The sequence below is a fragment of the Pedobacter jeongneungensis genome (assembly GCF_039538295.1).
Lineage (GTDB): Bacteria > Bacteroidota > Bacteroidia > Sphingobacteriales > Sphingobacteriaceae > Pedobacter > Pedobacter jeongneungensis.
Window position 1 is genome coordinate 478,376 of the sequence record NZ_BAABBY010000002.1, and the last position, 15,539, is coordinate 493,914.

Consider the following 15,539-nt stretch of genomic DNA (forward strand, 5'->3'; position numbering starts at 1 on the left):
TGGTTCCATTTCGACGCTATATAAAATGGAATTCTATATTTCACAATTATTCCAATATTAGGGTCACTATGTAAGCTTTACATTTTGAGGTATCAAGTTCTGACCTTTATAACAAATAAATTTGGACCTTATAACAAGCTTTTTGCTTTTTTTATAGTTGAACTTTGTTTTATCAAAACTTCAAAAATGGAAAATAGAGAAACAGTTTTAGTCACTGGCGGCTCAGGCTTTATCGCTTCATATTGTATAATAACTTTGCTTCAAAATGGTTACAAAGTTAAAGCCACCCTTCGTTCGCTTAAAAAGACAGCGCTGGTTAAACAAATGCTGAGAGAAGCGGGTATCACCAACTTTGAGGATTTATCTTTTGCAGAAGCCGAATTGAGCAATGAAAAAAGTTGGGAAAATGCCGCACAAGGTTGTCAGTATGTTATCCACACAGCTTCGCCAACTCCAAACACAGATGCAAAAACAGATGATGACTTTGTAAAACCCGCAGTTAATGGCGTTTTGTTTGTGCTTAAAGCAGCAAAAAATGCAGGTGTAAAACGTGTAGTCCTTACTTCTGCATTTGGTGCAGTAGGTATGGGAACCGTTAAAAAAACACCTTACACAGAAGAAGACTGGACAGAACTGAACGATACCGTGGCGCCTTATCAACGTTCCAAAACCATTTCGGAAAAAGCGGCCTGGGATTTTATTGAAAATGAAGGAGCTGGGATGGAATTATCTGTGGTCAATCCAACGGGTGTTTTGGGTCCGGTTTTGTCCAACGATTTTTCGCATTCTATTCAGACCATCAGGCAAATGTTGAATGGCGAGATGCTTTCCTGCCCCAAATTGATTTTTGGATATGTTGATGTGCGGGACGTGGCAGATTTACACTTTAAAGCAATGACAATGCCCCAAGCCAACGGCCAGCGCTTTCTTGCCGTTGCAGGAAAATCAGTTTCTTTTTTGGATATAGCACATATTCTCAGGAGAAATTTAGGCCAAAAAGCGGCTAAAGTACCGACCAAAGAAATACCAAATTGGCTTATCAGATTGCTCGCTATTTTCAATCCAAAATTGAAAATGTTAACGCCTCTTTTAGGTTCAATAAAACATGCAAGTAACGAAAAAGCAAAAAATCTTTTGGGTTGGCAGCCAAGAGGCAATGAAGAAGCTATATTAGCGACTGCAAATAGTTTAATTGATTTGAAAATTGTTAACGTATGAAAGTAATCATAACAGGTGCTACAGGAATGGTAGGAGAAGGCGTTCTATTTGAGTGCTTAGATAATCCTTTAGTAACCGAAGTGCTGGTTATCGGCAGGAAACATTACAATAAAAATCATCCAAAGCTGAAAGAGTTGATTATAAAGGATTTTTCAGAAATCAACAATCACTCGGATTTACTGGAAACTTACGATGGATGTTTCTTTTGTGCTGGTGCCAGTTCTGTTGGCGAGAACGAGGAAAGCTTTACCAAAAAGACCTATGATTTTGTAGTTCCATTTGCTACAACAATATCACACATTAATTCTGCAATGACTTTTATTTATGTATCGGGCAACCGCACCGATAGTACAGAAAAAGGAAAAGTAATGTGGGCAAGGGTAAAAGGACGCACCGAAAATGCATTAATGAAATTGCCTTTTAAAGGTCAATACAATTTCCGCCCGGCAATAATGACAGGAAGTAAAGGCCAGAAAAATATAAAGCTGATTTATAAGATTCTGGGGCCACTGATGTCGCCATTTTTTCCTGCAAAAACATTAAAACTTTCTGAAGTAGGAAAAGCAATGATTAATGCAGTGTTAAAGGGTTATCAAACCCAAATTTTGGAAGCAGACGATATTTTTAAATTGTCGAAATGAAAATAACTGAAATAAAATCCTGTACTGTTGGTCCTGTGCTTTCTGCAGAACAATTCATCGCAGAGCATTTCTTTGTGTTTCTGGCAAAAGGAAAAATGAATGGTTATGATGGAAACAAACATTATGTTTTGAAGGCCGGTGAAAGTTGTTTGGTTCGTAAAAACCGATTGGCACGATACAACAAAGTGCGATATAATAATGAGTTTGAGAAAGTAATTATCTTTTTGGATGAAGCCTTTTTAAAAGCATTTCAAAAAAAACATTCAATTGTATTCAAAAAATTTATTTCAAAGGATGCGTTTGTAAAGTTTAAAAAAGATAATTTAATCAATAGTTTTTTATTGTCATTAGAACCGTACTATAACAATTCGGGAAATATAAGCCAAACTTTCTCAGATATTAAACGAGAGGAATTGTTGCTCATATTATTGCAATTACATCCAGAGTTGTCAGATATTCTTTTTGATTTTGGCATTCCCGGACGGTTGGATTTGGAAAAATTTATGCAACAAAATTATAAGTTCAATGTGAGCATTGAAAGGTTCGCATTTCTTACAGGACGCAGTTTATCTGCATTTAAAAGAGATTTTAAAACCATATTTCAGGAAACGCCAAATCGTTGGTTGTTAAAAAGACGTTTGCAGGAAGCCCGTTTTCTCATCGAAGAAAAAAAACAAAAACCGACCGATATTTACCTTGATTTAGGTTTTGAGGATATTACGCATTTTTATTTTGTGTTTAAAAAAGAATTTGGAACAACTCCGAGTGAAATTAGTGGAGCAAAAATATATTAAGTTATTCTTTCAACATTTTCGAAAAACCGCCTGTTTCTACCAATTCGTTTACAAAATGGTTCGAATTATGCACCGCCATTGACCCCATAACGAGGAAAAAACATTTTCAAATGGTTTTGTCCTTTTTTACCCCTAACTCTCTGTTTAGTAAGCTTTTTTGCGAAAAATTGGGTCTGAATGTCGGGACTCCGGCTAAAATCTGACAAAATACGCTGTTCACGACAATAATGTGTGTAAGAAAACATTTTTTACCATATGGTAAAAAAGTTTCGATTTATAAAGGTGAAATTTGTAAAATGGAAGAATTTGTCAATTACATACTGCAATTCGGCAACTTGAATACCCAACAGATTGAACTTATTCTGAGCAAGGCAGAAACGGTAGAGTTGCGCAAAGAGGAATATTTTTCGGAGGCTGGTAAAATCCCACGATATGTAGGTTTTCTTCTTAAAGGAGTAACCAGATTCTGTTATTATAACAATAAAAGTGAAGAGATTACGCATTCCTTTGTTGAGGAAAATAATTTTGTTTCCGACCAGCAGAAGTTTGAAATTCAAATGGTTGCCTCAGAATATATACAGGCCATAACAGATTGCCGTTTACTGGTCTTTTCGAAAAAGAGCTGGGATGAAATTGGCAATACTATTGTTGGCTGGAAAGAGATAGAGCACCTCATTGTCAAAAATTGTCTCCTGAAAGCGATTGAAAGAAGAAGCCCTCTGGTATCTGAAGATGCAACAACCCGCTATCTTTCATTTCTCGATCATTTCCCCGGACTTGTTAACCGTGTCCCGCTTTCGTATGTGGCATCTTACCTCGGTATTACCCAGCAGTCACTCAGCAGAATAAGGAAAAACATCCGCTGATAATGCTTTTTACCAAATGGTAAATGTTTTATGGCTCACTTGCCCAACCTTTGCATGAATTATTTAAACAATAGAAAGATGAGTAAAAAAATCGTATTAATAACAGGAACAAATAGTGGTTTTGGTTGGCTTACCGCGCACAGTGTTGCCGCATCAGGTCATAAGGTTTACGCAACGATGAGAGATACTGCGGGTAAAAATGCGGATAAAGCTCAGGCACTATCGGCGGTTGAGAATGTAACTGTTCTCGATGTTACCCTTACCGATGAAAAAAGCGTTGAGCAGGCAGTAAAAACCATTATTTCGAAAGAGGGTTCCATTGATGTACTGGTTAATAATGCAGGATTTTCCATGCATGGCGTGGCCGAAAGCTTTACAACTGAAGATGTGCAGGCAATGTTTGATGTTAACGTTTTTGCCCCCTGGAGATTCATTAAGCAGGTTTTACCGGCTATGCGTAAACAGCAGGAGGGACTGATCATCAATGTAACCAGCGGATTTGGAAGGGTCTCATTTCCTTTCGCTACCGTTTATGCCGCATCAAAATTCGGTTTGGAAGGGCTCAGTGAAGGTTTACATTACGAAGTTAAACGTTTGGGAATAGACGTAGCGATTCTGGAGCCTGGTGCATTTCCGACTGAAATGTCACAAAAAACAGTTTATGCTTCAGATCAGTCTGTGTTTGAAGGTTATGGCGCTATCGCAGAGATTCCAAATAAGATGATGGCAGCATTGGGTGAACTGATCCAGAGCCATCAAACCAATCCACAGGATGTTGCTGATGCGATCGTAAAATTAATAGCCACTGAAAAAGGTAAAAGGCCGCTGAGAACGGTTGTTGATCCGATCACAGGCGAATACATTAATACTGCCAACCAGGCTGTTGCAGAACAGTTTGGAAAAGGCTTAACCACCTTCGGAATGGGGGAGCTTTTAGCATAATAAGCGCCGCATATAAATTATGATATATCGGTTGCTGAGACCGAATAATTACCGGTAAATGTTAGTGATAGCACGGATAAGATAAATAGGCGGATTTGATAAATTAAAAAGCAGTCATAAATTTCTAAACTAATTCCTGAAAACCAATGTTATATCTATACACCTAAAAATAAACATGATGGCAAGAGGAACAAAAGTGGAAAGAAACTCGGTAAGTAATCAGGACCACGAAATTAAATACGAGGCGAAAAAACTCGATGTAAAAGCTGATAAAATTAAAGATGCCAAATCAAGCGAAGGAAACCAGCGCAAAGCGATCGAGAAAAAAGTAAAATAATTATTTAAGCCCCTAATTGGGGCTTTTTTTGGCTCAAATAAAAACAGCCCGTAAAATCAACGTTGCTCAGGGCCAGATCGAAACCCTGCAGAAATGGCTTGAACTGGCAAGAGCCATCGTTTTCAACTTAATGCAATGAAATTTTTTCAGTGCGAACATTTAACATCATTTTACTGTTTATTTTAAGTGTTAGTCTAAACAGTAGTCATTAGTCGGCACATGCTTCATATCATTATCGGCAGTAAAGCAAATAAATGAAAACACCAAATAAAAAACGGGGACTCATCTGGTTTAAAAATGATTTGCGGTTGCATGATAATGAGGCACTGGTAATTGCACAGAAAGAATGCAACGAAGTAATCTGCTGCTTTTGCCTTGAAAAATCGAACTTCGAAAATCACAGCTTAGGTTTTCGTAAAGCAGACATCAACCGGTTTAAGTTTCTGGAGCAATCCATCAGCAATCTCAAAGCCAACCTGAAATTAATAGGCGGTCAGCTGAGCATCGGAGCCGAATCCGCACTGATTACCATACCCGAACTTATTCAAAAACACCAGATTACCGATATCTACGCAGCAGAAGAATATGCCAGCTATGAGCTTGAACTCATCAGAAAGTTAAAGCAGGCCCTGCCCGAAACCAGCTTCCATTTTTTCTGGGAAAAAACACTTTACCACAAAGACGACATTCCTTTCTCCATCCCTAAAATCCCCCTGACAAGCAAAGCTTATCGCATTCCAGCAGGGAAGGAATCGGAGCCCAGAAAAACCTTCGACATCCCCAAAAAACTAAACCCTGTTAAAAAGGTCATTGTCAGCAGGTTCCCTTCTTACAAAGATTATGGTTTTAGCGCGGGGGAATACAAAAATGCCAGACCTTTTGTTAAGGGAGGCGAAGATGCCGCACTGGAACGGCTGGAATACTATACTTTTAAATCGGAGGAACTCACCCGTTACCGCTGGAGCAGAAACCAGTCAGACGGGATGGACTACAGTTCAAAATTTTCTCCTTACCTCGCCCTGGGCTGCATTTCTGCAAGAGAGATTTATGAAAAAGTGCAGCTTTACGAAAAGGAAATCAAAAAGAACCAGAGCACCTGGTGGCTGATTTTTGAACTGGTTTGGCGTGATTATTTCACCTTTAAATCCATGCGCTTCGGTGAGGCGATCTTTAAAAGCAAAGGCTACAAGAATAAAAATTACCAATGGGAAAACGATCCTGGTAAATTCAAAAAATGGTGTGAAGGCAAAACGGGAATCCCTTTTATTGATGCGCATATGCGGCAATTAAACCAGACCGGTTACATGAGCAACAGGGGCAGGGTAAACTGTGCTAGTTATTTTGTGCATGACCTGAAAATCGACTGGACCTGGGGAGCAGCCTATTTTGAATCCAGGCTTATCGATTACGACGTGAGTTCTAACTGGATGAACTGGCACATGCAGGCCTTTGAAATCTGGTACACCAATCCCGTGCACCAATCCAATAAATATAAAGCCCAGGAATTTATCCGGCACTGGATTCCGGAACTTAAAAAAGCAAATGACATGGAAGTGCTCATTCCCTGGGAGTTTAAGTTAAAAGGTTATCCTAAACCTATAGCAATATACCAAAAATGGGAGAGGGCAATCAACCTGATCAAGAAAATCAGGATTTAAAAAATAACTGATCTCTAATTTTATAGGGACAAAATCATGGTTAGGGAAAATATTTTTCTTATTGTAGCTCATAAGACTCCCGGATATACACAAACAATCCCGGCCGTACCTCATCCGCGGAGGAGATCCTGATGTGGTTCTCAAATTTTTTGCCCGAAGCGATACTTTTAACCACAGGTTTTTCGGTGTGTGCTATGGCTGAATAAAATTTGATGTCCAGCTCTTTCTTCATCGGCCTGATAATCAGGAAACCCACCCTTTTGGTGAATACGATACAGTTTGGAGTTACCCCGATCAGCACATCCGGCCAGTCTGCCACCTCGGCTAAAATTTTATCGAAAGCCAGCACCAACTCGGCGGAGCGTCCGACAAACAGGCTGTCCAGATCTACGCGCTGGCAATAGTGGCGATAGTCTTTCCAGGGCAGTTCACGGTCACATTTAGGGCAAGTCCAGCTCATAATCATTTTTTTATATTCACAGCGAAAATGATGCCGGGGCTTAAATAGCTGAATTTCAGAGGTCATTGCTACCTAGTTCAGGTTTGCTAACGGAGGTGTGCCTGTTCAAACAAATCAGGATGGCCTGTAGCGGAGATATAATAATTTTTCCCGCGCCAAATCAATCCTGCCCGAGTTTTGTTGTATGCTAATGGATCAACAGCCAGATATCAAAGCCACCATACTCGAAATGGCCATGCTCCGCGGACACGAAAAAAGCACCTGCCCTTCCGAAATTGCCAGGCTGTTATTCCCAGGGCACTGGCGGGCGCACATGTCAGCTGTACGGGAAGAAGCCATCGCCTTACAAAAGCAGGGACTGGTCCTCATCACTCAGAAAGGCGAACCTGTGGACATCAAAAAAATCAAAGGCCCTATCCGAATTAAAATCAGCGATAAATAGGACGAAAAATAATCAGGCGCTATCTTCCGGTCATTTGCTCGCTTTGCTGAGAGTTTAGGAATGTAAGTATATCAGGATGCATAAAATAATTATTAATCAGCTACAAATGCCTTATTAATTATTTATTTATCATTTATTAATAGGTCGGTTCTATTTTGGTTTTTACACCGATGTTGGTGTGTTAACCAAATATATCCGATCAATGAGAAAAATTAGTTTAATGCTGCTGTCGGCAGTAATTCTGACGGCAGTGGGTTGTAAAAAAACACAGGAAAGCGAAGACGTTGTGCACGACAGCTTTTCGCAGGCAAAGCAGGTTGTAGCACTGGCTTCCCCTCCGGGAGATGTGGTAGGTAAGCTTGTTGTAGGCTACCAGGCCTGGTTTGGCTGTCTTGGTGATGGATCGCCATTTAATTCGTGGAAAACCTGGGGACCTAATCCGCCATCTCCGGGGCATATTAATGTTGAAATGTGGCCTGATGTGAGGGAATATACCACCACCTACCAAACCGGGTTTGCAAATCTGGGCAATGGCCAGCCAGCAAAATTATTTACTTCTTATTCTCAGCAGGTAGTAAATACGCATTTCCTCTGGATGCGGCAAAACGGTATCGATTGTGCTGCGCTTCAACGTTTTGGCAGTGCCCTGGCAGCTGATCCACGCGATCTGAACTGGCGTAATGGAAATGTACCTATGGTGAAAGCAGCTGCCGAAACTTACGGGCGAAAATTCTTTATCGAATACGACATTTCCGGCTGGACAAATTTTCAGTCTGAAATTAAAACCGACTGGACCACCCGCATGCAAACTCATACTTCTTCTACGGCTTATGCGAAACAGAATGGGAAGCCTGTGGTAAGTTTATGGGGCATAGGGGTTTCGGGAAGACCAGGTAATAATGCCGTATGGACAGATGTGATTAATTGGTTTAAAACCCAGGGGTGTTACGTAATTATTGGGGTAAAAAGGGACTGGCGAAATGATGCCACCAATATGAGTGCTTATAACCAGGCCAATATGATCCAGCCGTGGACAGTTGGATCTATGAACGGCATTGCCGGCGCCAACAATTATGTTTCAACCCTCAGTGCTGATTTTGCCTATTGCAACTCGCATAACCAGGATTATCAGCCGGTTGCTTTTCCAGGTTTTGCATGGTCTAACTGGCATACTGGTGCGCAGAACGAAATACCACGCTTACATGGAGATTTCCTCTGGAGGCAGTTTTATAACATCAGGAACAACAATATTCCAAGTGTTAAAGTTGCCATGTTTGATGAATATAATGAGGGCACGGCCATTGCCAAGGCGGCAGAAAATGCTTCAATGAAGCCAAGCAATCAATACTTTTTAACTTTGGATGCAGATGGAGTGGCCTGTTCTTCTGATTTTTATTTAAGGCTCACCCGCGATGGTGCCAAAATGATAAAAGGCCAGATACCGCTTACTGCTAACCATCCAACTTCACATCAATAGTAATCTGATTTGGACTGAAAAAAAAATCAACGTTAATTCGTTAGTTATTGACTCCACAATACCCATAATTATTATAGTGTTCCGGTATATGGCACCGTTTAATTTTGGTAGGGTGGAGTCAATTGTTAATAGCTGTTGCTCAACTCCGGGCGACCAAAATCTGATAATCATCCTAACCCTTTTAAAATAATGAGAAAAACTATATTTATTTTTTTAACGCTTTTGGGGCTATCTGCCATTGGCTGCTCAAAAAATGAGTTGCTTCCGCAAAATTTCACTCCCGAAAAGCTTTTGGCTTCCGCACAGCTCACAAATGGGCCAGTTATTGCAGCACTTGATATTGGAATCAACGATCCGAATATTAAATATTTTGGCCGTTGGGATTTTAGTAATCCTACACAATATTTAAGTTATTGGGGCGGGGCCTATATTAAGGTTAACTTTACCGGTACCACCGTTAAAATAAAAGTTGGCAATACCAGTAATTTTTATGCTAAAATCGATGGCGGTCCATGGTTGAGTTTTACAGGTGCAGGCGGCACCATTAATCTTACATCCACTCCCTTGTCGGCAGGTACCCATAGTTTGAGTGTGGCGCAGGGCAAAGATTACGATTATGTATTTAATTTCCGCGGTTTGGTGCTCGATAATGGAGCAACTACCTCGTCACCAGCAGTTTCTGCCGATATTGTGGAGTATATAGGAGATTCTATAACAGCGGGTTATACCGATGCACAGGCCAATGTATCTGATTATGCCTGGGTAGTTTCAGAATCAATGAATGCCGAGCATACACAGATTGCCTATCCCGGTATCACCCTGGTAAACGGATATGGGTTAAATGCAACCAAAATCGGAATGGATGTACAATATTTTAAATCACAGTCTTTAGCTTACCCATCGTCCCCAAACTGGGATTTTACCAGGTACACCCCTAAAATTGTGGTTATTAATTTAGGTCAGAATGATCAAAGTACAGGCGTACCCGATGCAACTTTTCAAAACGGATATTTAAATTTTCTTTTAAATGTGCGTACAAAGTTTGCCAATGCCGAAATATTTACGCTCCGTCCGTTTAGTGGGGCAAAGGCAGCATTGGTACAGGCTGCGGTAAACCAGCGCATTGCCGCCGGAGATAATGCCGTTCATTATATTAATACCACGGGCTGGTTGCTGCCTCACCCTTCTGCTGATTTTAACGACGGGGTGCACCCAAGTGTTGCAGGGCATATTAAGGCTGCGGGTTTATTAAAACCCTATATTGCGCCTTATCTGTCATCGGGATCAGCATTTTTGCTGAATAATGCCGATGCCAATGCTGGCTGGGCATCCGGAAACACCCTTTCTTTGAATACCAGCGATAAAAAAGAAGGTAGTGCTTCATTGCAATCTGCAGGTAGCGGCACGTTGGAATTTCAACGCTCTTTTACGGCTGTTAACCCGAATGTAACGGTGGCTAACGGATCTGTCGATTTTTGGTACTATGTATCAGATGTGACTAAATTTACGGTCTCAAACCAGATTGAGATCGGGAGTGGTGGCGCAGCAGATGTAAATGAATATAGCTGGGATATCGGCCCTTTAACAAACGGATGGAACCACATTACCAAAACCTTTGCTTCTGCAACCATTACGGGTGGAACCCCAAATTTGAACGCCATCAACTGGTTTAGAATATACCATGCCAAAAGCGGAGCAATAACCACCAGGATAGATGCACTGAGGATATTACATTAAACTTTGTGTATAAATGCCTTTTACGGGTTATGCCCTCAAAAATAAACAGCCCACGGATTACTCCATGGGCTGTTTTTTTAAAGCCATACTTTGTTTTTTTATCTTCGCGCTTTATGGTGCCTTGTTATGGACATTTTGTAAAGCCGTATCCTGCATTTTGAGGACAGATGTTGGCTGCTGCATTCCAACTGCCAAATTTTGGATGACTTAACAGATCTGCAGGTAAATTCCCCGTAAAGTTATTGAGTTTTAGTTCCAGCGAATTTAAATTAGGCATTTTGCTGAAAACGTTTTCTGGTATTGGTCCTGTAAAATTAGAGGTATGCATCTGAAGAAGCGTTAGCGCCGTGAGATTTGCAAATTCAGCAGGGATAGTTCCCGTTAAACCTGATCTGCTCAGCGTTAAACTCGTCAGTTTTCGTAAGTTGCCCATTGATGGCGGAATGGTACCGGTTAACTGTTGGTTGTTATTATTCATATCGATCAATATCAGTTCACTCAGATAACCGATAGCAGGAGGGATGGGGCCTTTAAGGTTTCTGGCCGCCAGATTAATCCTCGTTACCCGGTCTACACCATTAACTTTTGCCACCGTAATTCCATTCCAGTTGGTGGCGGCAGTGGCCTCTTGTAAAGGTGCGGTAATATTCCATTTCGTACCAGACCAGTTGGCGCCACCCATGCTTTCGTAAATTGCAATCAGCACCTGCCTGTCTAACTCTGTTCCGATGGCTATACCGGTTTGTTTTACCTGAATCACTACATTTACCAGGCCATAAGTAATGGTTATGGTTCCACTTAGGTCTACAAAATTATTTTTAACTGTGGTAACCGTTAACTTGTTTCCGTCTCTCTGTACTGTAAACCAGCTCGAATTTAAACTCACCGCATAATTCCATTGCTGGTTGGTTTCTATGGTAATTACCTCGCTACTGCCATCTCTGCTAAACTGAAGGTTTTTCTTGTCTATTTCAAATTCAATCGTCCCTTTTTGCGTAATGGTGATTGATTTGTTAAAAATCGAAGATTCTGCATTAATAATCACCACGGCGGTACGTTCTCCGGCCTGGGGATTTGCCGTAGCGGTCAGTTTTACTTCACCACCCTTTATTTCCCAGGTTAACCAGTCGGCATCAGTACTTAACGACCAGTTCATGTTACTGTTAATGGTTGCAGTGCCGTTATCTGCCTGGTTTTTAAGTTTTAAAACAGGATTGTCGACAATAATTGTTGGTGTATTTCCATGTTGCTTAATCACGATGATTTTGCTCAGTAACTTATCTGCACTAAAAACTTTTATTTTAGCTACCCTTTCATATAAACTGGTGTTTTCTTCCATGGTAAGCTCTACCTTGCCGCCTTTTTTTGCAGCGCTGATCCAGGTTTGGGTGGTTAAGCTTTCTATATCCCATTCGCTATTATCAGATATCGAAACGTTAAAACTTCCTGTTTTATTGGTGTTTAAGTACTCATAAACATCTCTTTCGATGTTGAGCACAGGCTTATCTGGCGACTGGTTTTTATCTTTTGAACAATTGGTCAAAACGATTATTAACATGGCCAGGCCGTATATCAATCTTCTTTTCATTAATTCTTATTATTGCATTGTTGAACAGAATCGGTTTATTTGGACGGGATCCTTATTTTACTTTAAATTCATCGCGCACAATATCCAGGTATTTGCTGCCATAACCTTCTCCGTAATCTGTTGCGGTAGGCTCTATCTGCGAATCCCATTGCCAGTTGTTAAATGATTCAACCAGCACGATTCGGCTATTCCCGAGGTTAATTTTGGCCACATTGCACCGCTCCCTAAAATCTGCTTCGTTTTTTCTTATCGCAGGGTAATTATAATCCGGGGTTGCGTTGTTAATGTTTGCGGTAAAAGAAGGAGAAACCGATGGAATAAAATCAATGCTGAAATTTTTAGAGAGATATTCTTTGTTCAGTTTGTAATTTTCATTGATTAAACGGTTTAGCAGATACGTTCTGTCCCAACCCGTAACTCCGCTGCCTACATTGCACATGTTGTCCATGGTTACCGCATCGGCTTTACCCTGCATAAAAAAGTATTCAAAACGGGCAGATGGTGTCCATTGTGGTTGGCGGGCAATGATATAAACATCTTTTCCGGTCTGTTCCTTAATTACCTTGCGGATATTGTCATATACTTTTTTACTGTTTTCAGTATAGAGCCTGTCTGCACCAAGAAATACCAGCACGGGGCGCCCCTGGAAATGATAATAGGTTTCATCTTTAAAATAGAGCGAAATACGCTTTAAGAAGCTATACAGCCTGTTCTCGCGGCTCACCGATATATTCTGTCCGTTAATGTTATAAACCGTTGCCGGCGCAGTTTCAAGCAATAAGTTGTTACTTAATCCCGCGCTGAAATTATTAATATCCACCGAAATGGCGTATTTCATTGTGCCCATATTAACCGATGGCAGATTAAAATTATGTTCTGCCAGCATATTTATCGTCAAAGAGTCAGTACCATTCAGGTTATTGGGAAACATGGCGCCCGGGTTTTCTTTCATCGCCGGGCTGATCAAAAAGTCGATTTTTGCTGATTTTGCCCATTCAACGATTTTCGACATGTTCAGTGCGCCTGCCTCTGTAGGCCTTAACTCGTAACGGCCCAGCTCCGGCCTCACGTACGGACCGATTTTTCCTGCCGCGGCATCATACTTTTCAGTAATCCTGGTCCATTTTATCTCATCACTGATCAGGATGCCGGAAGGTTCATAAATATAAGCGCCAACGGGTATATTGCTGGTTACCGGAACTTTTTCAATCTCATAATTTAGTGGATAATCGTCAATCGACGGACCTGTATCTTTTTTACAGGAAACAGCCAGGACCACTAATAATATTCCCATTAACGGGATTTTGATAATTCTTTTTTTCATGATTATATTGATATGGATAATCTTTAATGCTTGTTTATTTAGGGATATAGGTAACCAAAAGCTGCCTGAACGAATAATCAAAAGCTTTTGTAAGCGCCAGGTTATCGTTTGATTCTCCTGTCATACTTTTTGCCGTTGCAACAACTTCCTCGTAGGTTTTGCCGTATTTTTTATTGAAATATTCGCAGTTTGGCCTGATTTTTTTGTTACCGCCATATAACTGCTCGGCGAAAATCAGGTCGGGATTCAGCTTTGCAAAACCCAAAGTGGTGTAAACGTTATCTCCCCAGCGGTCGCCCCTGTAATAAGGACTTGCCGCCTTTAAGTTTTCAATCCCCTTGTAATAGGCTTCCCGGTTTTTACTCTGCTCTACAATCGGATAAACAAAACGCTCTGTCCAGTAATTGTAGGCTGAATTGTATCCCTCAACATCGCTGGCGCCACCATTGGCGAAAAAAGGAGGGAAGCGCAGTGTCCTGGTTCTGCGTTCCAGGTTCCAGCCCTCTAAACAGTTCAGGTAATCTGCGATGTACCTTTGTTTGTAAATCTGCTCCAGGTGATTGTCTTTGCCGCCTCTGCCACGGATGTTGGCGCGGTACAATAACCTCCTGTCGGCATAACCTTTTCCATCCGTATTCCATTTTACACCGTTCTGGGCAAGGTATTCGTCAACACCGGCCAGGTTGTATTGTGCAAACGAAGCGCGTACACCCGATTCGTAATTCTGCATGGCCTTAGCTTCCGAACCGAAAAGCATTTCGGCCTCAGCCTTTAAAAAATAGCTGTCGGCCCAGTTTAATAAGATCATGCTGGCGTTCTCTTTTACAAAATCAGTCTGTACAAAAGAGAGGTTGTAAGGGCTGTTCCTGCTTGCCAGCGGATCATTATAGCGAAAATCTTTACCTGGTATAAAGGCCCATTCCCATCCTGCAGCAAGGCTATTCAGCTCCGGAAGTGGTACATAAGGCATAGCATAATCCACTAACACCGAGTCGCTTCTTAAATTGTTCATTCCATCGGCCTGGTGCAGTGCAAAATTCGGGCAATCTGTTTTGGTGCAGAAATTAAGGTGTTTTCTGGTTAGTGTATCGGTGTACAGGAAGGGCTTAACTTTTATCGGCGAAAGCTGGTTTCCTTTAAGACTATAGGCACCCAGGCGCGGATCTTTATAAGAAAAAAGGTAAATCGCAAAATATTCGCCCAGGGCAGGGTAGGTCATCTCGCTAAAATTCGTCGCGTTTTTGATAAACCTGGTGTAATAATAAGAAGCGCTCATCGATTCATCCGATCCCCACTGCAATTTCACCATATCATCAAGTGAAGAAATCAGTTTAGAGTCATCAGCCATTGCTTCGCTGGCATGGGTTCTGGCAAGGTCCATTGAGAGGTTTTGGGCATGAAGCGCAATATTTAAACGCAGCGTATTGGTAAATTTCTGCCATTTCGAAATGTCGGATTTACCAAAGGCACTTCCGCCAAATACAGGGTCACGCATTAATAAGTCGTTTGGATAAGCAGAAGATACCCTGTACAATGCACTGGCATCTTTTAAATCTTTCAGGATCTGGGTGTATATTTCGAGTTCAGTATCATAGGTATATTCCCTTTTACTTTGCTCGCTATCAGCAAGCGCCTGGCTCATTGGCACACTTCCGTACATCGAGGCCATCATGTAAAAAAGGTATGATTTCCAGGTTTTTACCATTGCAAGGCGATTGGCAAATTCAGGTTTTCCGGTGTATTCTTTTTCCATTTTGAGCACATCGCGGATAATGCCCACATAAAACTGGTTAAAATAGTTGTCGCCAATATCCTGTGAGGGATTGGTGGCAAAACCGACTACCGCATACCTTGAAAAATTGATCAGTTTGTTGTAGTTTACATCCTGGATCAGTCTCATGGTGCGGGAAACAGTGCCGGCGAAAATATCGTTGACATCCACATTGTACACTTTGTTTTTGTTGGTGTTAATCTCTTCAAAATCCTTGGTGCAGCTTTGAAAGGCGGCGCATAGGAAAATGAATGCGAGCATATAGGTTATTTTTTTCATCGTCG

General features: G+C 41.2%; 14 protein-coding genes. 10 read left to right on the forward strand and 4 right to left on the reverse strand.

What is annotated here, in order from left to right; genetic code table 11:
- The first annotated feature begins 186 nt into the window (after nt 1-186).
- From ABD769_RS05655 to ABD769_RS05685, 7 genes are all read left to right on the forward strand, one after another.
- The gene (locus tag ABD769_RS05655) at nt 187-1,218 is read left to right on the forward strand and encodes an SDR family oxidoreductase (RefSeq protein ID WP_344850122.1); all 1,032 of its coding nucleotides are present in this window, start codon (nt 187-189) and stop codon (nt 1,216-1,218) included.
- The gene (locus tag ABD769_RS05660) at nt 1,215-1,859 is read left to right on the forward strand and encodes an NAD-dependent epimerase/dehydratase family protein (protein WP_344850124.1); all 645 of its coding nucleotides are present in this window, start codon (nt 1,215-1,217) and stop codon (nt 1,857-1,859) included. The genes ABD769_RS05655 and ABD769_RS05660 overlap by 4 nt, the downstream gene beginning before the upstream one ends.
- The gene (locus ABD769_RS05665; protein ID WP_344850126.1) at nt 1,856-2,653 is read left to right on the forward strand and encodes a helix-turn-helix domain-containing protein; all 798 of its coding nucleotides are present in this window, start codon (nt 1,856-1,858) and stop codon (nt 2,651-2,653) included. Before ABD769_RS05660 ends, ABD769_RS05665 begins: the two co-directional genes overlap by 4 nt.
- Nucleotides 2,654-2,949: 296 nt before the next feature.
- On the forward strand, nt 2,950-3,519 hold the full coding sequence (locus ABD769_RS05670; protein WP_344850128.1) for a Crp/Fnr family transcriptional regulator: 570 nt from the start codon (nt 2,950-2,952) through the stop codon (nt 3,517-3,519).
- A 78-nt stretch (nt 3,520-3,597) separates the two neighbouring features.
- On the forward strand, nt 3,598-4,461 hold the full coding sequence (locus ABD769_RS05675; protein ID WP_344850130.1) for an SDR family oxidoreductase: 864 nt from the start codon (nt 3,598-3,600) through the stop codon (nt 4,459-4,461).
- Between the two features lie 175 nt (nt 4,462-4,636).
- On the forward strand, nt 4,637-4,798 hold the full coding sequence (locus ABD769_RS05680; protein WP_344850132.1) for a DUF3606 domain-containing protein: 162 nt from the start codon (nt 4,637-4,639) through the stop codon (nt 4,796-4,798).
- Between the two features lie 254 nt (nt 4,799-5,052).
- Nucleotides 5,053-6,456, forward strand: a complete 1,404-nt coding sequence (locus ABD769_RS05685) for a DASH family cryptochrome (RefSeq protein WP_344850134.1) — start codon at nt 5,053-5,055, stop codon at nt 6,454-6,456.
- Nucleotides 6,457-6,514: 58 nt separating this feature from the next.
- On the opposite strand, the gene ABD769_RS05690 is transcribed toward ABD769_RS05685, so the two are convergent.
- The gene (locus tag ABD769_RS05690; RefSeq protein WP_344850136.1) at nt 6,515-6,916 is read right to left on the reverse strand and encodes a DUF5655 domain-containing protein; all 402 of its coding nucleotides are present in this window, start codon (nt 6,914-6,916) and stop codon (nt 6,515-6,517) included.
- A 190-nt stretch (nt 6,917-7,106) separates the two neighbouring features.
- Between ABD769_RS05690 and ABD769_RS05695 the strand changes: the two genes are divergently transcribed.
- The 3 genes from ABD769_RS05695 to ABD769_RS05705 all read left to right on the forward strand — a co-directional run bounded on the left by ABD769_RS05695 (nt 7,107) and on the right by ABD769_RS05705 (nt 10,572).
- The gene (locus ABD769_RS05695; protein ID WP_344850138.1) at nt 7,107-7,358 is read left to right on the forward strand and encodes a DUF3253 domain-containing protein; all 252 of its coding nucleotides are present in this window, start codon (nt 7,107-7,109) and stop codon (nt 7,356-7,358) included.
- 202 nt (nt 7,359-7,560) lie between these two features.
- The gene (locus tag ABD769_RS05700) at nt 7,561-8,835 is read left to right on the forward strand and encodes a glycoside hydrolase family 99 protein (RefSeq protein ID WP_344850140.1); all 1,275 of its coding nucleotides are present in this window, start codon (nt 7,561-7,563) and stop codon (nt 8,833-8,835) included.
- A 189-nt stretch (nt 8,836-9,024) separates the two neighbouring features.
- Nucleotides 9,025-10,572 (forward strand): SGNH/GDSL hydrolase family protein, encoded by a 1,548-nt coding sequence (locus ABD769_RS05705; protein ID WP_344850142.1) that lies wholly within the window; start codon nt 9,025-9,027, stop codon nt 10,570-10,572.
- 124 nt (nt 10,573-10,696) lie between these two features.
- Here ABD769_RS05705 and ABD769_RS05710 read toward each other — a convergent pair whose 3' ends face one another.
- From ABD769_RS05710 to ABD769_RS05720, 3 genes are read right to left on the reverse strand one after another with little or no spacing between them, the layout of a single operon-like run.
- Nucleotides 10,697-12,160: a BACON domain-containing protein gene (locus tag ABD769_RS05710; protein WP_344850144.1), complete on the reverse strand. Its 1,464-nt coding sequence runs from the start codon at nt 12,158-12,160 to the stop codon at nt 10,697-10,699.
- Between the two features lie 52 nt (nt 12,161-12,212).
- The gene (locus tag ABD769_RS05715) at nt 12,213-13,484 is read right to left on the reverse strand and encodes a glycoside hydrolase family 99-like domain-containing protein (protein WP_344850146.1); all 1,272 of its coding nucleotides are present in this window, start codon (nt 13,482-13,484) and stop codon (nt 12,213-12,215) included.
- Nucleotides 13,485-13,518: 34 nt separating this feature from the next.
- The gene (locus ABD769_RS05720; protein WP_344850148.1) at nt 13,519-15,534 is read right to left on the reverse strand and encodes a SusD/RagB family nutrient-binding outer membrane lipoprotein; all 2,016 of its coding nucleotides are present in this window, start codon (nt 15,532-15,534) and stop codon (nt 13,519-13,521) included.
- Nucleotides 15,535-15,539: the final 5 nt, after the last annotated feature.

Coding starts and splice junctions, on each gene's coding strand:
- ABD769_RS05655 (WP_344850122.1), top strand. CDS start 187: ATGGAAAATAGAGAAACAGTTTTAGTCACTGGCGGCTCAGGCTTTATC.
- ABD769_RS05660 (WP_344850124.1), top strand. CDS start 1,215: ATGAAAGTAATCATAACAGGTGCTACAGGAATGGTAGGAGAAGGCGTT.
- ABD769_RS05665 (WP_344850126.1), top strand. CDS start 1,856: ATGAAAATAACTGAAATAAAATCCTGTACTGTTGGTCCTGTGCTTTCT.
- ABD769_RS05670 (WP_344850128.1), top strand. CDS start 2,950: ATGGAAGAATTTGTCAATTACATACTGCAATTCGGCAACTTGAATACC.
- ABD769_RS05675 (WP_344850130.1), top strand. CDS start 3,598: ATGAGTAAAAAAATCGTATTAATAACAGGAACAAATAGTGGTTTTGGT.
- ABD769_RS05680 (WP_344850132.1), top strand. CDS start 4,637: ATGATGGCAAGAGGAACAAAAGTGGAAAGAAACTCGGTAAGTAATCAG.
- ABD769_RS05685 (WP_344850134.1), top strand. CDS start 5,053: ATGAAAACACCAAATAAAAAACGGGGACTCATCTGGTTTAAAAATGAT.
- ABD769_RS05690 (WP_344850136.1), bottom strand. CDS start 6,916: ATGAGCTGGACTTGCCCTAAATGTGACCGTGAACTGCCCTGGAAAGAC.
- ABD769_RS05695 (WP_344850138.1), top strand. CDS start 7,107: ATGGATCAACAGCCAGATATCAAAGCCACCATACTCGAAATGGCCATG.
- ABD769_RS05700 (WP_344850140.1), top strand. CDS start 7,561: ATGAGAAAAATTAGTTTAATGCTGCTGTCGGCAGTAATTCTGACGGCA.
- ABD769_RS05705 (WP_344850142.1), top strand. CDS start 9,025: ATGAGAAAAACTATATTTATTTTTTTAACGCTTTTGGGGCTATCTGCC.
- ABD769_RS05710 (WP_344850144.1), bottom strand. CDS start 12,160: ATGAAAAGAAGATTGATATACGGCCTGGCCATGTTAATAATCGTTTTG.
- ABD769_RS05715 (WP_344850146.1), bottom strand. CDS start 13,484: ATGAAAAAAAGAATTATCAAAATCCCGTTAATGGGAATATTATTAGTG.
- ABD769_RS05720 (WP_344850148.1), bottom strand. CDS start 15,534: ATGAAAAAAATAACCTATATGCTCGCATTCATTTTCCTATGCGCCGCC.